Below are 16,585 nucleotides of genomic sequence, written 5' to 3'. Positions count from 1 at the left end.
ATCTCCGGCAGGAGATTCTCGGGTCTGCGTTGCGCTTCGCCCGAGAATGACGGGAACGTGGTCACACACTGAGCACCGCCGAGGTGAGAAGCTGCGTGTAGGCATGGTGGGGATCGTCCAGCACCTGGTCGGTCAGGCCCTGCTCGACGACGCGGCCGTCCTTCATCACCATCAGGCGGTCGGTCAGCAGCCGGGCGACTGCGAGGTCATGGGTGACGATGATGGCGGCGAGGCCGAGATCGCGGACCAGCACCCGTAGCAGATCGAGCAGGCGGGCTTGCACGGAGACATCGAGGCCGCCGGTCGGCTCGTCCATGAAGACGAGCTTAGGTTCGGAAACCAGCACGCGGGCGATCTGCAGGCGCTGCTGCATGCCGCCGGAGAACTGGCGCGGCCTGTCGTCGATGCGGTCCTCGGTGATCTCGACGCGGGATAGCCAGTCGAGCGCACGCTCCCTGATCTTGCCATAGTGCCGATCTCCGCGATCCATCAGGCGCTCGCCGACATTGCCGCCGGCCGAGACGTCCATGCGTAGACCGTCGCGCGGATTCTGGTGGACGATGCCCCAGGCCGTGCGCATCAGGCGGCGGCGTTCCTGTTCGGCAACCGAATAGATGTCGAGCGGCTCGCCCGAGCCGCGAAACAGGACCTCACCCTCGTCGGGCCGGTCGATGCCGGCGAGGCAGCGCAGCAGGGTCGACTTGCCTGAGCCGGATTCGCCGACGATGCCGAGCACTTCGCCCGGCCAGAGATCGAAGGACACGCCCTGGCAGCCGATGCGCTCGCCATAGAAGCGGCCGACGCCGGCGACGGACAGGAGGGGCTGCGGATCGAGCGCGATGTCGAGCGGAGACATGTCGGCGTTGACATGGGCGTTCATGGCTTTGTCTCCTCGACCAGATGCAGCGCCGAAGCATCGGCCAGCATGGCGCCGCGATGGCCCTGACCCCGTCTGGTCTCGCAATGATGGCTGTCGGAGCAGACGAACATGCGCCCGCCATGGTCGTCGGTGATGACCTCGTCGAGATAGCTGTCGCCTGCGCCGCATAGTCCGCAGGGTTCGGTCCAGCTCTGGATGCGGAAGGGATGATCGTCGAAATCGAGGCTCTTGACGCTGGTATGTGGCGGCAGAGCGTAGATGCGCTTTTCGCGTCCGGCCCCGAAAAGCTGGAGCGAGGGCGACATGTGCATCTTGGGGTTGTCGAATTTCGGGATGGGCGACGGCGCCATGATGTAGCGGCCATTGACCAGCACGGGGTAGTCATAGGTCGTAGTGACCTCGCCGAAGCGGGCGATGTTCTCGTAGAGCTTGACCTGCATCAGCCCGTACTCGGCCCAGGCATGCATTTTCCGGGTTTCCGCCTCGCGCGGTTCCAGTTTCCGCAACGGCTCGGGCATCGGCACCTGATAGACCATGATCTGGCCGGGATTGAGCGGTGCCTCGGGGATGCGGTGGCGCGTCTGGATGATCGTCGCTTCATCCGTGGCCTCGGTCGTTTTCACGGCCGCGGTCTGCTGGAAGAAGCGGCGGATCGAGACGGCGTTGGTGGTGTCGTCGGCGCCCTGGTCGATGACCTTGAGCGTGTCGTCGGGACCGATGATCGCGGCCGTGATCTGGATGCCGCCGGTGCCCCAGCCGCGTGCGAGCGGCATCTCGCGAGAGCCGAAGGGCACCTGATATCCCGGCACCGCGACGGCCTTGAGCAGGGCGCGGCGGATCATCCGCTTGGTCTGCTCGTCCAGATAGGCGTAGTTGTAAGCCGGCTTCGTCTCCCCGCAGCCCTCATCCTGAGGAGAAGCCGGAGGCTTCGTCTCGAAGGATGTTTCAGAGCGCGCTGGAGCATCCTTCGAGACGCCGCTGCGCGGCTCCTCAGGATGAGGGCTGAGAATGGTCTGGGCGGTCATCATTCCGCGGCCTCCGGCAGGGTTTCTTGCTCGCTGGCCGCACGCTGTTCGCGCTCGCGGCGAATGCGGCGGATCAGTTCGAGCTCGCCCTGGAAATCGACATAATGGGGTAGCTTGAGATGCTCGACGAAGCCGGCCGCCTCGACATTGTCGGAGTGGTAGAGCACGAATTCGTCCTGCTGGGCGGGATAGTCGGCGGCTTCACCGAACTCGCGCGCCTTCAAGGCGCGGTCGACCAGCGACATCGACATGGCCTTGCGTTCGGAATGGCCGAAGGAGAGCCCATAGCCGCGCGTGAATTGCGGAGCGACGTCCTTCGATCCGGCGAACTGGTTGACCATCTGGCATTCGGTCAGGGTGAGGTCGCCGAGATCGACGGCGAAGCCGAGTTCCTCCGGCACGAATTCGACGGAGACCTCGCCGACGCGGATTTCACCGACGAAGGGGTGGTTGCCGCCAAAGCCGCGCTGCACCGAATAGCCCAGGCCGAGGAGGAAGCCCTCGTCGCCGCGCGCCATCGCCTGGAGCCTGACATCGCGCTCTGCCGGGAAGGAGATCGGCTCGCGGGTGAGGTCGAAGGGGCGAGGATCGCCCTCGATCGGCACTTCCGCCTCCATCAGCCCTTCCGCGCCCAGGATATCGGGCACGCGCGGCATGGTGGCGTCGAGGGCGCGCGCGTCATGCTCGGGCTTGACCCGAGCATCTCCGGAGGCGTTCGTGCTGGAGGTGCCCTGTCCCGAGATGGTCGGGTCAAGCCCGACCATGACGTCAGGCGTATCCATCAGCGCGAAATCGAAAAGCCGGTGAGTGTAATCATAGGTCGGCCCGAGCACCTGGCCGCCAGGCAGATCCTTATAGGTCGCGGAAACCCGGCGGCGGATCGCCATCATGGCCGTGTCGACCGGCTCCGACGAACCAAAGCGCGGCAGCGTCGTGCGATAGGCGCGCATCAGGAAGGCGGCCTCGATCGCGTCGCCCTGCGCCTGTTTCAGCGCGAGCGCGGCGAGATCCAGATCGTAGAGCGAGCCCTCGTTCATGACGCGGGCGCAGGCCAGGCCCATCTGCTCGCGGATCTGGGCGACGGAGAGCTCCGGCACGGACTGATCGCCGCGGCGCGCCTCGGCTATCAGATCATGCGTGGCGAGGATCGCTGCCTCGCCGCCCTTGACCGCAACATACATCAGTAGGTCTCCAGCATTTCAGGCGAGGCGTGTTCCGGCGAGGCGATCTGCGTCGAGCGCGGCAGGCCGATGATGGTGTTGCCATGGCTCAATACGAGGTCGACGCCGAGCGGATAGAGTTCGGCATTGGCTGCGACCTCGGCCCAGAAGCCGGAGCGCAGACCGTCCGGCGCGACAAGGCGGGTGTCGGCGATGCCCGGGCCCGACAGTGTGACCGACCTGCCACCTTCAAGCCCGGCGCATTGCACGATGACGGTGGTCGAGCGATCAGGGAACTGGTCTGTGCCGATGCTGAAGGTTGAAAGCAGCGGGGCGTCAGTTGCGCCATCGATGACGGCGAAGGCGGCATCCGCCGGGTTCTCGATCAGCGTCGCGCCGCAATGGAAGCGCAGCCAGGCGCCGGCGGGACCGTCGCGCAATGCCGGGGTCAGCCAGATCGGCGTTTCATAATCGGCAAGCGCCAGCAAGGCGATTGCGGTGGCGGCTTCGAGGCCCTGCGGAGGCGTGACCGGGCTGGTCATCACCTGCCGCGTTCCGGGCTCGGACAGGGCGGCGAGGAGGGCGCGGAAGGCGGCCTGCGACTGGAAGACTGGGTCTGAAAAACCCGCGCCGATCTGGCTTTGCGGCAGCATCACGCGCCCCTGACGAGAGTGAAGAAATCGACCTTGGTCGCCGCAGCCTTGCGCGAGGCGAGATCGCGCGTCGCCGCCTGCCTCGCGGCCAGTTCATGGACGCCCTGGCGGAGCTGTTCGACCGGTTCTGCGCCCTGCAGCCTTGCGTCGATGATCGCCGCAAGGCGCGCCTTGCGGGCGTCGCGGCCCAGCGCATAGGAGAAGCCCATTGTTCCGTCGCCGAGGCGGACAACGCAGCGGGTCATCGTGGCCTCGCCGAGGTTGAAGCGGCGTCCGGCCCCTCCGGCGCGACCTTCGACCATGACCGTGCCGGTTTCGGGCGCCTTCAGCACCTCGTGAGCCGGCGGCTCGCCAAGCAGGGCCTCGATCTCGTTGCGGGAGGCGCGGGCCAGCGTCGCCATCCATTGCTGCCGCAGGGTCTTCTCGGTCATCGGGACACGCTCTCTGGTCAGGCTTTAATGTCTAGACTATGATAGGTCGGCGCTGCGAAAGGTCTATACATTTTGGATGAAATTTTGATGACGGGCCGCGAGGCAGCCGAAGCCGAAGATCGTGGTACGGCGTGGCGTCGCATTGCCGACGAACTCGAATCCGCAATCGGCCGTGGCGATTACGCGGTCGGGGATACACTTCCGGCCTCTATCGCGCTCGCCGAGCGCTATGGCGTGCATCGTCATACCGTACGCCAGGCCTTCCGGCATCTCGCGGAGCAGGGGCTGGTGACGGTCTCGCGCGGGCGGGGCACGCAGGTGAGTGCGCGGCGGGTTCCCTATCCGATCGGCCGCCGCGTCAGCATGCGCGCCAATTTCCGCAAGGTCGGCATCACCGGATCGAGCGCGATGCTGTCGGCGGCGGCTGTGACAGGCGATGCCGAGATCTGCGCGATGCTCGGATTGAAGGCCGGCGCGCGCCTGTGGCGGGTCGAGGGGCTCAGCCTTGCCGACGGCACGCCGATGGGGACGGGCACGCATTGGCTATCAGTGGAGCGTTTCGCCGATTTCGACCGCGCTTTCCACGAGGCGGGCGCCTCCATGACGGCTGCGCTCAAGGTGTACGGGATCGAGGATTATGTGCGCCTCTCGACGCGGTTGACGGCGCGGCTCGCCAGCGAGCGCGAGGCCATGCTGCTCAAGATCGAGCCCGGAGCCGCGGTGATGGTCTCGTCCGCGATCGACGCGCTACCGGACCTGACGCCGATCCATCTGGTCGACAGCGTGTTCGCCGGCGAGCGGGTGGAGATGGTGGTCGAGCCGTTCGCGGAGTAGCAGTTGGAGGGATGGGCTGTGCAGGCGGGGCGTTGTGACGCTGCCGGTTGGCAAACAAACGCTCAGGATATCAGAGCTCACGGCGCCCCCTCATCCGCCCTGTCGGAGCACCTTCTCCCGCGAGGGGAGAAGGAAAGAGGCACGTCGCGGTTCTCCTCGTCGGAGAAAGGACGTCAGACCGCCCGCTTGCCGATGATCGCGAAGCGCAGCTTGCCGGAGAGGAAGTCGATCGCCGACACCGCCACGAGGATCAGCAGGATCAGGAACGAGGTCTGCTGCCATTCCAGCGTGCGGATGGTCTCCGCCAGATAAAGCCCGATGCCGCCGGCCCCGACGATGCCGATGATGGTGGAGGAGCGGGTGTTGGACTCGATATAGTAGAGCACCTGGCTGGCGATGACCGGCAGGACCTGCGGGATCAGGCCGAAGCGGATTTCATGTGCCTTGCCGCCGCCAACCGAGGTCACGCCTTCGACGGGCTTACGATCGGCGGATTCGATCGCTTCCGAGTAGAGCTTGCCGAAGGCTCCGAGATCGCTGGTCATGATCGCCAGCATGCCGGCGAACGGGCCGAGGCCGACGACATTGACCCAGATCAGCGCCCAGATCAGCGGATCGACGCCGCGCACCGTATCCATCGAGCGGCGCGCCAGGAAATGCACGATGCGGTTGGCGACGACGTTCTTGGCGGCAAGGAAGCCGAGCGGAAAGGCGAAGATCGCGGCCAGTATGGTGCCGAGAAAGGCAATCGCGATGGTCTCGAACAGCGCTTTCACGAAGATGATGGCGCGGGCGAGGGAGCCGGGATCGGGCGGGAGCATCAGCACGACGAAGGTGCCGAGATTGCCGAACCCCGCAATGAGTTTCCAGAATGAGACCTCGAGCGTCGTCAACCCGTACAGGAACAGGCCAAGCAAGGCGGCGATGACGCCGATCGTGATCAGGCGGGTCTTCCGAGAGCCGTCGATGGCGCCCTGATGCCGGTTGACGAGATCGTCGCGTTCGGTGGCGGACATGGCGAGGCTCATGAGCGGTGCTCCAGGCTGAGCAGGGCATGGCGCAGGCGCTCGGTGCCGTAGTCGATCAGCATGACGGTCACGATGATCAGCAGCAGGATGGCGCTGACATCGGTGAAGTAGAATTTGCGGATCGCCTCGATCAGGTCCTGACCGATGCCGCCGGCGCCGACGAAACCCATGATCGAGGCGCCGCGCACGTTGATCTCGAAACGAAGCAGCGCGTAGCTGGCGAAGTTGGACAGCACCTGCGGCACGACCGCGAAGCGGATCGTCTGCCACCAGCCGGCCCCGGTCGCGGTGAGGCCGTCCACCGGCTTCATGTCGATGTTCTCGACGACTTCGGAGAAGAGCTTGCCCATTGCGCCCATGGTGTGGATGGCGATGGCGAGCACGCCGGGCAATGGCCCAAGCCCGAAGGCGATGACGAAGATCAGCGCGAAGACGATCTCCGGCACGGTGCGGCAGAATTCGAGGAAGCGGCGTGTCGCGAAACGCAGCCAGCTGGTCTTGCCGAGATTGGCAGCGGCGGCGAAGCAGAGCAGGAATCCGCCGACGACACCCAGGATCGTGCCGACATAGGCGATCAGCAGGGTTTGCCAGAGCAGCTTGAGCCAGCCCTTGATGCCCCAGTACCATTCGGCCATGTCAGCGCCGAAGCTCTGGAGGCGCAAGGTGGGCATGGTCTCGAGAATGTATTTCGGGAAGCGCCAGGCGTTCGCGATGAATTTGCCGGGGTCGACCTCCGAGCCGAGCGCCGCAAGCCAGACGCAGACAATGAAGATGACAGCGCCGAGCAGCGTCCGCAGGCGCTTGGCGCCCATCTCGCGACGGTAGAGCTCGGCGTGAGCAAGGATGGTCGGGTCGTTGCGATCGATCGCGAGGGTCATGGATTGCGGGTCCGTCGCGGGAGGTCGTCGTCTGCGGTCAGGGCTCTGCCCGTCATGCTCGCCCTTGTGGCGAGCATCCACGTCTTGAACACCGCATTCGATCAATGAAGACGTGGATGGTCGGGACAAGCCCGACCATGACGGCATGAGCGCGAGAGCTTACGAGGACTTCTTCTTGCGAAGGGCGTCGACGAACTTGTTCAGCTCGATGATCGGATCGTAGGCCTTGTTGTCGACGGCGACGAGCGGACCCTGCTTGCCTTCATAGATCTTGTCGAAGGCGACCTTGTCCTTGGTGGCGAGGTTCAGGACGGCGTCGCGGATCGAAGCCTTGAGCGGCTCGGGCATATCCGAGAGATAGGCCATCGGCGAGTTCACGATCTGCTCGGACTTGTAGATGATCCGGAAATCCTCGGCCTTGACCATGTTCTTGCGGGCCATGCGCAGGAGGTTGGATTCCTGCTCGTCGTTCCACCAGTTGGCGGCGATGTCGACGGTGCCCTGGTTCAGCGCGATCACCGCGTTCTCGTGGCTGCCGGTATAGACGACCTTGCCGAAGAAGGTCTCGGGCTCGATCTTCATGCCGTCGAGCACGAAGCGCGGGACATTGTTGCCGGAGGTCGAGTTGGGGTCGACGAGGCCGAGGTTCTTGCCCTTCAGGTCTTCGACCTTCTGATAGGGCGAATCCTTCTTCACGTAGAAGACCGAATGATAGCCCTTGGTGCCGTCCAGATTGGTCTCGATCGCGAAGGCGTCGACCTTGGCGCCGGTCATGCGGGCGCGGGCGAAGGAGGCGGGGCCATACATGCCGATATGGATGTTGCCGGCGCGCTGGCCTTCGATGATCGCGGCATAGTCGTTGGCGATGCGCAGCGTCACCTTGGTGCCGAGTTCCTTGGCGAGATAGTTGACGAAGGGGGTGTAGCGCTCGACGACGCCCGAAGCGTTCTCGGCCGGGATGATCGCGAAGATCAGTTCGGGATAGTTGGCCTTCCAATCCTGGGCGAAGGCCGGGGTGGCCAGCGCGGCGGCGAGGCCGGCGGCGGCGAGCGTGAGGGTGTGACGGCGGGTCAGCATGGGACTCTCCTGTTGCAGTTGAAGGCGGTGGTCTTCTCGTCGGTCGCGCCTGGCGAAAAACCGCTCAGGCGACGTTCTGCCGGGCGCGCTTGGCCTCGGAGAGGGCGATGGCGTCGAGCGCATCGAGCGCTTCGGCGCCGGCATCCTTGGCTTCGATGCCGTAAAGTTCGGCCGCGACTTCGCGGGTCAGGGCCTGCGGGACATCGTCGAAGACGACCTTGCCGCCGGTCATGCCGATCAGCCGGTCGCAGTATTTCGCCGCGATATCGAGATCATGTAGGTTGCACATCACGGTGATGCCGTCCTCGCGATTGATCCGGAACAGCGCGTCCATGACCACCTGGGTGTTGCGCGGGTCGAGCGAGGCGATGGGTTCGTCGGCGAGGATGACCTTCGGCTCCTGCACCAGGGCGCGGGCGATCGCGACGCGCTGCTGCTGGCCGCCCGACAGGGTCTCGGCGCGCTGGGCGAGGAGATGGCCCATGTCGAGGCGCTCGAGGGCGGCAATGGCGCGGATCTTGTCGTCCTGCGAGAAGCTCTTGACCAGGGTCAGCGCCGCCGAGCGATGGTTCAGCCGGCCGAGCAGGACGTTGGTGAGGACATCGAGACGGCCGACGAGATTGAATTGCTGGAAGATCATCGCGGTGTCGCGGCGCCAGGCGCGCAGCGGTGCGCCCTTGAGCGCGGTGACGTCGCGATCCTCGCAGATGATCTTGCCGTCGCTGGCATCGGCCAGGCGATTGATCATCCGGAGCAGGGTTGATTTGCCGGCTCCGGACCGCCCGATCACGCCAACCATCTCACCCTTGGGGATGGACAGCGTGACATTGTCGACGGCGGCCTTGTCGCCGAAGCGCTTGGTCAGACCCTCGATGCGCAGCATGAATCATCTCTCGAACACGACACCGGCATGGGCGCATCCGGCAGCGGCTCTGGGCCGTCCGGTTAACGCTTCTGCTCTGAAAGGTGAGCTATCGAGCCGAGATGACAGGGCAGTGACAGGTTTTTACCCCGTGCATCCGCGTTCTGGTGAAACGGAGACCGCTACCGGTTTGCTCTCAAGCTCCTCGCAACAGCATGTCGACGCAGGCGCTGACATAGGCCTTGCGTTTGGCAGGAGGTGTCGGCTTGACGCCGAGCAGGCCGCGGACCTGATGGAAGCCACGCAACATGCCGACGAACTGCTCGGCCAGGACCTGCGATCGTGCGGGAGTGATTGCCTGTGTGAGTCCATCACCGATTTGTGAACGCTGCAGCAGCAACGCCGAGAGATCATCGATCATCCGCATCGCGCCTGCCTCGTAGGCAGCCCGACCGAGCTCCGGAAAGCGGCTCGCCGCACTCATCACCAGACGGTGCAGATCCAGCGAGGCCGGGTGCAGCATCATCGCCAGCGCGTCTTCACCGAGGCGGATCAGCGTGCTCCGGAGATCGCCTTTGGCGGCCGGCTGGCGCAGGGGAATCGTCAATTTCTCAGTGAGTTCGCTGCAGATTGCTTTGAACAGCGCTTCCTTGTCGATGAAGTGGCTGTAGATGGTCTGCTTGGAAACGCCGGCGCGATGGGCGATCTGGTCGAGGCTGGCGCGATCGAAACCTTCCGCCAGGAACATCTCGGACGCGGCCCTGGTAATGGCGTGGTGTTTGTCCGGCCGCGACTTCTCCGCCGGCAGGCACCCTGGTTCCGGCAAGCGTTTTGCATCGGACCTAGCGGGGGTGGAACGGTGCGACGAGGTCGTCTCTGTCATGCTTCCGCCTATATGGCCTCTTATCAAACTGGACCGTCCAGTCTAAGCTAATCCTGCGGTAGTGGAGCGTCCAGTCTTATGAAGCGGTTTGCCATTCTTCTTGTGATCGCTGGCCTGGCTGGTGGCGGCTATTACGGCTACCGCAACTTCCTTGTGGCCGGCCAGCCGGCGCAGGCGCATGCGGTCGCCAACCCTGCGGCTGCGGGCGTACCGGTCGAGGTCGGCGTCATCGAAAAGATGACTGTTTATGAAGAGGTCGAGGCGCTCGGCACGCTGGCGGCCGATGAATCCGTCATAATCGCTCCTGAAATCGCAGGCCGTGTCGTGGCGTTGGGCTTCAAGGAAGGGCAACGCGTCAGCAAGGACCAGGAGCTGGTCAAGCTCGACACCGCAATTCTGGACGCGGAACTCAAGCAGGCCCAGGCCGATCTGACGCTGTCGCGCGACACCTTCCAGCGCAATCAGGCGCTGGTGCAGCGTGGCGCGGGCACGCAGGTCGCGCTGGAGCAGGCCACCGCCCAACTCGCGTCCAATGAGGCGCGGGTCCAGCTGTCCAAGGCCAAGCTCGCGCAATCGACCATCGTCGCGCCATTCCACGGCGTGGTCGGGCTGCGCTCGGTCGGGGTCGGCGACTATGTCTCGGTCGGCAAGCCGCTGATCATCCTGACCAATATCGACCCGATCAAGGTGGATTTCCGGGTGCCGGAGGTCTTCCTGAGCCGGGTGAAGGTCGGCCAGACCATCCAGGTCAAGATCGATGCGGTGCCCGATGCCAGCTTCACCGGCGAGATCTTCGCGATCGACCCGGTCGTCGACGTCAACGGCCGCGCTGTCCGGTTGCGCGCAACGATCCCCAATGCCGATCTCGTGCTGAAGCCCGGGCTGTTCGCCCGCATCATGATCACGATCGACCAGCGCGAGAATGCGCTCGTCATCCCGGAGATGGCAGTGGTGCCCGACGGCGTCGGCAAGATCGTCTACGTGGTCGAGAACGGCAAGGCGAAACGTGTCGCGGTCGAGCTCGGCAAGCGCCTCCCCGGCAAGGTCGAGATCGTCAAGGGCCTCACCCCGCAGATGCAGATCGTCACGGCCGGGCAGATGCGCCTGCGTGACGGCGCGACCATCGCCATCAAGAGCAAGCCCGCAGCCGTGCAGACGAGCTCGCTCTAATGAGCCTGTTCGAACTATTCGTCCGCCGGCCCGTTCTCTCGACGGTGCTGAGCCTGCTCGTCATGCTCGTCGGCATCGTCTCCTATGGGCGCCTGACGGTTCGCGAATATCCCAATATCGACGAGCCGATCGTCTCGGTGCAGACCACCTATCGCGGCGCCAGCGCCGAGATCATCGAGACGCAGGTCACCCAGATCCTCGAAAACTCGATTGCCGGCATCGAAGGCATCGAGATCATCAGCTCGACCAGCCGCCAGGAACGCAGCAACATCTCGGTGCGCTTCCGCCCCAGCGTCAATCCCGACGTCGCGGCGTCAGACGTGCGCGACCGGGTCAGCCGCGTGCGTGGCCGCCTGCCCGACGAGATCGACGAGCCGATCATCGCCAAGGTCGAGGCGGACGCCCAGCCGATCATGTATCTGTCGCTGACGAGCGCGCGGCATAGCCCGCTCGAGCTGACGGATTTCGCCGACCGCTTCATCGCCGACCGCGTCCAGAACGTGACCGGCGTCGCCGAAGTGCGCATCATCGGCCAGCGGCAATATGCGATGCGCATCTGGCTCGATCGGCCGCGCATGGCCGCCTACAACATCACGGTCCAGGAGATCGAGGCGGCGCTCACGGCGCAGAATGTCGAGATTCCGTCGGGCCGCATCGAGAGCAACGACCGTGAGTTCACGGTGCTCTCGCAGACCAGCCTGACGACGCCGGAGCAGTTCCAGCAGATCGTCGTCAAGGACGTCAACGGCTTCCAGGTCAGGCTGAGCGATCTCGCCAAGGTTGAGCTCGGCGCCCGCGAGGAGCGCAACGCCGCCTGGTTCTCGGGTAAGCCCTCGGTGACGATCGGCATCGTCAAGCAGGCGACCGCCAATCCGCTGGATGTGTCCGCCGGCATCGTCGCCGCGCTTCCGGGCATCACGGAAGACCTGCCGGACGGCATGTCGATCGCCACCTCCTACGACACGTCGATCTTCATCGATCGCTCGATCAAGGCCGTCTACAGCACCATCGTCGAGGCGGTTCTCCTCGTCGTGCTGATCATCTTCATTTTCCTGCGCTCGCTGCGCGCGACGCTGATCCCACTGGTGACCATCCCGGTCTCCCTGATCGGCTCGTTTGCGCTGATGTATGCGCTCGGCTTCACCGTCAACACGCTGACGCTGCTCTCCATGGTGCTCGCCATCGGCCTCGTCGTCGACGACGCTATCGTCGTGCTGGAGAACGTCCACCGCCATATCGAGGATGGCATCGAGCCCAACAAGGCGGCGATCCGCGGCATCAACGAGATCGCCTTCGCGGTCATCGCGATGACGCTGACGCTGGTGGCGGTCTATGCGCCGATGGCGTTCTCGACCGGCCGCACCGGCAAGCTCTTCATCGAGTTCGCGCTGACGCTGGCCGGCGCGGTGCTGGTCTCCGGCTTCGTCGCGCTGACGCTGACGCCGATGATGTGCGCCAAGCTGCTGCGGAAGCACGAGTCGCATAACTGGCTCTATAATGTGCTCGAACGCGGTTTCGACGCCTTGTCGAGCGGATACAAGCGCTCGCTGCGCGGCGCGCTGTCGATGCGCCCGGTCATCGTGGCGCTTGCGCTCTGCGTTGCCGGAGCGAGCTATTTCCTGTTCACGGGCCTGCGCTCGGAGCTCGCGCCGATCGAGGATCGCGGCACGATCACAGCCATCGGCGTGGCGCCGGAAGGGGCGACCATGTCCTTCACGGCGGATTATGCCCGCCGCGTCGAGGATTATTTCAAGAATATCCAGGAGGTCGAAACCTATCTCGTCATCGTCGGCTTCCCCGATGTGACGCGCGCGATCGCTTTTGCCCGTCTGAAGCCGTGGGAAGAGCGCCATCGCAAGCAGCAGGACCTCGTCGCCGAGATCAACAAGGGATTGTCGCAGATTCCGGGCATCCGCCTGTTCGCGACGAACCCGCCCTCGCTGGGCGGCGGCGGCGCCAACAGCAAGCCGGTCGAGTTCGTGCTGCGCTCGTCGGAGCCCTATGCCCAGATCAAGGGCTATGTCGACCAGCTGCTGGCGGAAGTTGCGAATTCGCCCGCGCTGACCAACCCAGAATCGAACCTCATCCTCGACAAGCCGCAGATTCGCGTCTCGATCGACCGCAAGCGCGCCGCCGACCTTGGTGTCGGCATCGATATCATCGGCCGTACGATGGAGACCCTGCTCGGCGGGCGACAGGTCACGCGCTTCAACATGAATGGCGAGCAGTACGATGTCGTTGTGCAGGTCGCCGGCAGGGATCGCAGTACGCCGCAGGCCTTGCAGTCGATCTACCTGATGGGTCGCAATGGCGCGACCGTTCAGCTGTCCAGCCTCGTCACGATCGAGGAGAACGTGGCCCCCAAGGAGCTGATCCGCTTCAATCAGCTGCGTTCCGCGACGATCACGGCAGTGCCGGCGCCTGGCTATTCGCTGGGCGACGCGCTCGCCGTGCTGGAGAGGGCGGCCGAGAAGGTGCTGCCGGCCTCGGTGCAGATCGACTATTCCGGCCAGAGCCGCGAGTTCAAGCAGTCCGGCTCCAGCATCATGATCGTCTTCCTGCTGGCACTGGGCTTCATCTATCTGGTGCTGGCGGCGCAGTTCGAGAGCTTCATCGATCCGGTGGTGATCATGGTCTCCGTGCCCTTGTCGCTGACGGGGGCGCTGGCGGCGCTCTACTTCACCGGCGGCACGATGAACGTCTACAGCCAGATCGGCCTGATCACGCTTGTCGGCCTGATCACCAAGCACGGCATCCTGATCCTCGAATTCACCAATCAGCTGCGCGAGGAGGGCAAGGAGATGCTCGACGCGCTGGTGGAGGCGGCGGAACTGCGTCTGCGACCGATCCTGATGACCACGGGCGCGATGGTGCTGGGCGCCGTGCCGCTGGCGCTGGCGCATGGCGCCGGCGCAGAGAGCCGTTCGCAGATCGGCTGGGTCATCGTCGGCGGCATGACCTTCGGCACGTTGCTGACGCTCTATGTAGTGCCGGTCGCCTATTCCTATCTGGCGCGCAAGACGCATGCGGCGCGCGGCGCGCACAAGGCCGAAGACGGCGCGCATCCGCTGCCGGCGGAGTGATCCGTCATTGCGAGCACAGCGAAGCAATCCAGCGAGCCTCGCTCGACGACTTCTGGATTGCTTCGTCGCTATCGCTCCTCGCAATGACGTCGAGTTATAATGCCAGTTCTTCGTAGAGATCGCGCCAAGTCGGATTCATTGCCTCGATCAAGGCAAGCTTGCGAGCGCGCGATCCGCCTTTGATCTGCTTCTCGCGGGCGATCGCTTCGTCGATACGGTCATAGCGCTTCTACCAGATGAGATGCTTGCAGCCGTATCGGCGGGTGAAACCGTCGATCGTTCCTTCGCGATGCTGCCAGGCGCGTCGCGCCAAATCTGATGTCACGCCAACGTACAACGTTCCGTTGCGCTTGTTCGCCATTATGTAGACGGCAGGTTCGCGCACTAAGCTCCTCCTCCTGGAATGGTCTCGCCCGTCATTGCGAGGAGCGAAGCGACGAAGTAATCCAGGGAACGCCGAGCGGCACGCTGGATTGCTTCGCTGCGCTCGCAATGACGGTTACGGCGATGTCTACTGCAGCCGCACCGACACGCTCTCGCTCGCGCCGGTGCCGTCGACCACCGAGATCCGCATGAAGCCCTTGCCTCCGGGCTGCCAGGCGGTCTCGCGCCGGCGGATCGGTCCGGTGACGGGCGTGCCGTCGACCAGCCAGGTATAGGGCGGCGCACCGCCTGCGACCTTCAGGTTGAGCTGACCTTGCCCATCGGCAGCCGAGGCGGCCAGATCGATTTTTGCACCATCTGGCGGGAAGGCGAGCTTCAGCGCCGGCGTAGTCATTGCCGCGATGGTCTTCGGCACGTCCTGGCGCAGATGGCGCAGCGGCGGCGGCAGATGCGCGACCGTCGCCACGATCGCGTTTTCGGGTTGCGGGAAGGGCCGCGGATCGAGGCCCAGCCGGGCGAAGGCGTCGAACAGGATCGGCGCCGCCACGACCCGGCCGACCAGGCCGGGCACCGCGCCATTATCGGCCCGGCCGACCCAGACGCCGATCGTATGCTTGCGGTCGAAACCAACCGCCCAGGCGTCGCGATAGCCATAGGACGTGCCGGTCTTATAGGCGATGCGGCCGGGCACGGCGTTAAGCGGCGGCGGTGCGCCAAGCAGCGTCTCAGTGACGTACCAGGCGGCAACGGGATCGACGAGGCGTGGCGCGGTCTCGCTTGGGCCTGCCTGCGTCTTCACTTGCAAGGGCACCATCTCTCCGCCACGGGCCAGCCCGACATATAGCCGCGTCAGATCCTGCAAGGTGATGCCGAGGCCACCGAGCCCGACCGCGAGGCCGGGCGCGCCGCCCTCCTTGGGCATGGCGATGGCGACGCCGGTATCGCGCAGCCGTGACAGGAAGCGCTGTGGCCCGAGTGCGGACAGAAGCTCGACAGTGGGCACGTTGAGCGAGAGCTGGAGCGCCTTGCGCGCGCTGACCATGCCCTGGAAGGTCATGTCGAAATTCTCGGGGATGTAGCTGCCGTAACGCGCCGGCCTGTCCTCCAGCGTCGTCTCGGGATGGGCGATGCCGTTGTCGAAGGCCAGCGCGTAGATGAAGGGTTTCAGCGCCGAGCCGGGCGAGCGCAGGGCACGCGTGAGGTCCAGGCTGCCGGCGCGCTCAGCCGCGAAATAATCGACGCCGCCGACCGAAGCCCTGATCTCGCCGGTCTCGTTGTCGACAGCGAGGATGGCGATCGAGACCTGCGGATTGAGACCAAGGCTGCGCTCTCGGGCCAGCGCCTCGAAACTGGCTTGGAGCCGGGCGTCGATGCTCAGGCGGTGGCTGCGAGCGCCGGGCGCCTCGGCGACGACCTGCTCTGCGATGTGAGGACTGAGGTTCGGGAAGGGCTTTCGCGCGGTCGGCACGGTTTCGTTGCGCGCTGCGGCGACCTCGGAGGCGGTGGCAAGTCCGGCTTGTTCGACGCGGGCGAGCACGCGGTCGCGGGCCTTGCGCGCGGCATCGCTCAGCCGATCGGGTCGGCGGGTTTCTGGCGACTGAGGGAGCGCAACGAGCAACGCGGCCTCGGCGGTGGAAAGCCGTTTCGGCTCCTTGCCGAAATAGGCGAAGCTCGCGGCGCGAATGCCTTCGAGATTGCCGCCGAAGGGGGCCAGCGTCAGGTAGAGATCGAGGATCTGGCGCTTGTCGAAGCGGCGTTCGAGTTCGACGGCGCGCACCGCCTGCCTGAGCTTGGCCTGGAGCGTGCGGTCCTCGCGCGGCTCCAGCAGGCGGGCCACCTGCATGGTCAGGGTCGAGCCGCCCGAAACGATGCGACCGTTCAGCAGCATCTGCCCGGCCGCGCGCGCCAGACTGAGCGGGTCGATGCCGTAATGGCCATCGAAACGCTTGTCCTCGAAGGCCTTGAGCATCGCGAGATAACGCGGATCGACATCGTCGACGCCGACAGGAAGCTTCCAGCGGCCATCGCTCGTCAGGAAAGGCCGGAGCAGCTTGCCCTCGCGGTCGAGCACGACCGTCGAGCGGTCGCCGGCGGCAGCGAGAGCGAGCGGGGGAAGGGTGGAGGCGTAGTGGAGGAGGAAGGCTGTGGCGGCTGTAGCGAGGAGCGCGCCTGTTGTAGCAACGATTTTCAGTGTCCTGAAGCGAGCGTGCGCATGCTTCCCTTCTCCCCTCGCGGGA

General features: G+C 65.1%; 14 protein-coding genes and 1 pseudogene. 3 read left to right on the top strand and 12 right to left on the bottom strand.

Features of this window, described 5'->3' with window-relative positions; genetic code table 11:
- Positions 1-61: 61 nt before the first annotated feature.
- From phnK to phnG, 5 genes are read right to left on the bottom strand one after another with little or no spacing between them, the layout of a single operon-like run.
- Complete coding sequence (gene phnK / locus C4S73_RS12180) at positions 62-880, bottom strand: phosphonate C-P lyase system protein PhnK (protein ID WP_425290338.1); 819 nt, start codon at positions 878-880, stop codon at positions 62-64.
- Positions 877-1,908: an alpha-D-ribose 1-methylphosphonate 5-phosphate C-P-lyase PhnJ gene (locus tag C4S73_RS12175; RefSeq protein ID WP_280177591.1), complete on the bottom strand. Its 1,032-nt coding sequence runs from the start codon at positions 1,906-1,908 to the stop codon at positions 877-879. The genes phnK and C4S73_RS12175 overlap by 4 nt, the downstream gene beginning before the upstream one ends.
- The gene (locus tag C4S73_RS12170) at positions 1,905-3,086 is read right to left on the bottom strand and encodes a carbon-phosphorus lyase complex subunit (RefSeq protein ID WP_103872755.1); all 1,182 of its coding nucleotides are present in this window, start codon (positions 3,084-3,086) and stop codon (positions 1,905-1,907) included. The genes C4S73_RS12175 and C4S73_RS12170 overlap by 4 nt, the downstream gene beginning before the upstream one ends.
- Positions 3,086-3,718: a phosphonate C-P lyase system protein PhnH gene (gene phnH / locus C4S73_RS12165; protein ID WP_103872754.1), complete on the bottom strand. Its 633-nt coding sequence runs from the start codon at positions 3,716-3,718 to the stop codon at positions 3,086-3,088. The genes C4S73_RS12170 and phnH overlap by 1 nt, the downstream gene beginning before the upstream one ends.
- Positions 3,718-4,149, bottom strand: coding sequence for a phosphonate C-P lyase system protein PhnG (gene phnG / locus C4S73_RS12160; RefSeq protein ID WP_103872753.1), 432 nt, complete (start codon positions 4,147-4,149; stop codon positions 3,718-3,720). Before phnG ends, phnH begins: the two co-directional genes overlap by 1 nt.
- An 87-nt stretch (positions 4,150-4,236) precedes the next feature.
- On the opposite strand from phnG, the gene phnF reads away from it, so the two are divergent.
- The gene (gene phnF, locus C4S73_RS12155) at positions 4,237-4,983 is read left to right on the top strand and encodes a phosphonate metabolism transcriptional regulator PhnF (protein ID WP_103872752.1); all 747 of its coding nucleotides are present in this window, start codon (positions 4,237-4,239) and stop codon (positions 4,981-4,983) included.
- A gap of 173 nt (positions 4,984-5,156) precedes the next feature.
- On the opposite strand, the gene phnE (C4S73_RS12150) is transcribed toward phnF, so the two are convergent.
- The 5 genes from phnE (C4S73_RS12150) to C4S73_RS12130 all read right to left on the bottom strand — a co-directional run bounded on the left by phnE (C4S73_RS12150) (position 5,157) and on the right by C4S73_RS12130 (position 9,711).
- Entirely contained in the window at positions 5,157-6,011 is an 855-nt protein-coding gene (phnE, locus tag C4S73_RS12150) for a phosphonate ABC transporter, permease protein PhnE (RefSeq protein ID WP_244595570.1), read from the bottom strand.
- Positions 6,008-6,889 carry a phosphonate ABC transporter, permease protein PhnE gene (gene phnE, locus C4S73_RS12145; RefSeq protein WP_103872751.1) on the bottom strand — a complete coding sequence of 294 codons (882 nt, stop codon included), beginning with the start codon at positions 6,887-6,889 and terminating at the stop codon, positions 6,008-6,010. The genes phnE (C4S73_RS12150) and phnE (C4S73_RS12145) overlap by 4 nt, the downstream gene beginning before the upstream one ends.
- A gap of 159 nt (positions 6,890-7,048) precedes the next feature.
- Positions 7,049-7,966, bottom strand: a complete 918-nt coding sequence (phnD, locus tag C4S73_RS12140) for a phosphonate ABC transporter substrate-binding protein (protein WP_103872750.1) — start codon at positions 7,964-7,966, stop codon at positions 7,049-7,051.
- Between the two features lie 64 nt (positions 7,967-8,030).
- On the bottom strand, positions 8,031-8,849 hold the full coding sequence (phnC, locus tag C4S73_RS12135; RefSeq protein WP_103872749.1) for a phosphonate ABC transporter ATP-binding protein: 819 nt from the start codon (positions 8,847-8,849) through the stop codon (positions 8,031-8,033).
- 175 nt (positions 8,850-9,024) lie between these two features.
- Positions 9,025-9,711, bottom strand: a complete 687-nt coding sequence (locus C4S73_RS12130) for a TetR/AcrR family transcriptional regulator (RefSeq protein WP_103872748.1) — start codon at positions 9,709-9,711, stop codon at positions 9,025-9,027.
- A gap of 78 nt (positions 9,712-9,789) precedes the next feature.
- Here C4S73_RS12130 and C4S73_RS12125 point away from each other — a divergent pair, with 78 nt between their 5' ends.
- Entirely contained in the window at positions 9,790-10,881 is a 1,092-nt protein-coding gene (locus C4S73_RS12125) for an efflux RND transporter periplasmic adaptor subunit (RefSeq protein WP_103872747.1), read from the top strand.
- Positions 10,881-13,964, top strand: a complete 3,084-nt coding sequence (locus tag C4S73_RS12120; protein WP_103872746.1) for an efflux RND transporter permease subunit — start codon at positions 10,881-10,883, stop codon at positions 13,962-13,964. The genes C4S73_RS12125 and C4S73_RS12120 overlap by 1 nt, the downstream gene beginning before the upstream one ends.
- Positions 13,965-14,058: 94 nt before the next feature.
- On the opposite strand, the pseudogene C4S73_RS12115 reads toward C4S73_RS12120, so the two are convergent.
- Both C4S73_RS12115 and pbpC read right to left on the bottom strand, forming a co-directional pair.
- Positions 14,059-14,349 (bottom strand): annotated as a pseudogene (locus C4S73_RS12115) (GIY-YIG nuclease family protein).
- 126 nt (positions 14,350-14,475) lie between these two features.
- The gene (gene pbpC, locus C4S73_RS12110; protein ID WP_425290341.1) at positions 14,476-16,539 is read right to left on the bottom strand and encodes a penicillin-binding protein 1C; all 2,064 of its coding nucleotides are present in this window, start codon (positions 16,537-16,539) and stop codon (positions 14,476-14,478) included.
- Between the last annotated feature and the right edge of the window lie 46 nt (positions 16,540-16,585).

The sequence above is a fragment of the Allobosea lathyri genome, assembly GCF_900108245.1.
Classification (GTDB): Bacteria; Pseudomonadota; Alphaproteobacteria; order Rhizobiales; family Beijerinckiaceae; genus Allobosea; species Allobosea lathyri.
This window is presented reverse-complemented; position numbering and strand designations above follow the sequence as displayed.

Bases quoted from the DNA above. Each gene is read 5' to 3' on its own strand.
- phnK (WP_425290338.1), bottom strand. From the start codon at position 880: ATGAACGCCCATGTCAACGCCGACATGTCTCCGCTCGACATCGCGCTC.
- C4S73_RS12175 (WP_280177591.1), bottom strand. From the start codon at position 1,908: ATGATGACCGCCCAGACCATTCTCAGCCCTCATCCTGAGGAGCCGCGC.
- C4S73_RS12170 (WP_103872755.1), bottom strand. From the start codon at position 3,086: ATGTATGTTGCGGTCAAGGGCGGCGAGGCAGCGATCCTCGCCACGCAT.
- phnH (WP_103872754.1), bottom strand. From the start codon at position 3,718: ATGCTGCCGCAAAGCCAGATCGGCGCGGGTTTTTCAGACCCAGTCTTC.
- phnG (WP_103872753.1), bottom strand. From the start codon at position 4,149: ATGACCGAGAAGACCCTGCGGCAGCAATGGATGGCGACGCTGGCCCGC.
- phnF (WP_103872752.1), top strand. From the start codon at position 4,237: ATGACGGGCCGCGAGGCAGCCGAAGCCGAAGATCGTGGTACGGCGTGG.
- phnE (WP_244595570.1), bottom strand. From the start codon at position 6,011: ATGAGCCTCGCCATGTCCGCCACCGAACGCGACGATCTCGTCAACCGG.
- phnE (WP_103872751.1), bottom strand. From the start codon at position 6,889: ATGACCCTCGCGATCGATCGCAACGACCCGACCATCCTTGCTCACGCC.
- phnD (WP_103872750.1), bottom strand. From the start codon at position 7,966: ATGCTGACCCGCCGTCACACCCTCACGCTCGCCGCCGCCGGCCTCGCC.
- phnC (WP_103872749.1), bottom strand. From the start codon at position 8,849: ATGCTGCGCATCGAGGGTCTGACCAAGCGCTTCGGCGACAAGGCCGCC.
- C4S73_RS12130 (WP_103872748.1), bottom strand. From the start codon at position 9,711: ATGACAGAGACGACCTCGTCGCACCGTTCCACCCCCGCTAGGTCCGAT.
- C4S73_RS12125 (WP_103872747.1), top strand. From the start codon at position 9,790: ATGAAGCGGTTTGCCATTCTTCTTGTGATCGCTGGCCTGGCTGGTGGC.
- C4S73_RS12120 (WP_103872746.1), top strand. From the start codon at position 10,881: ATGAGCCTGTTCGAACTATTCGTCCGCCGGCCCGTTCTCTCGACGGTG.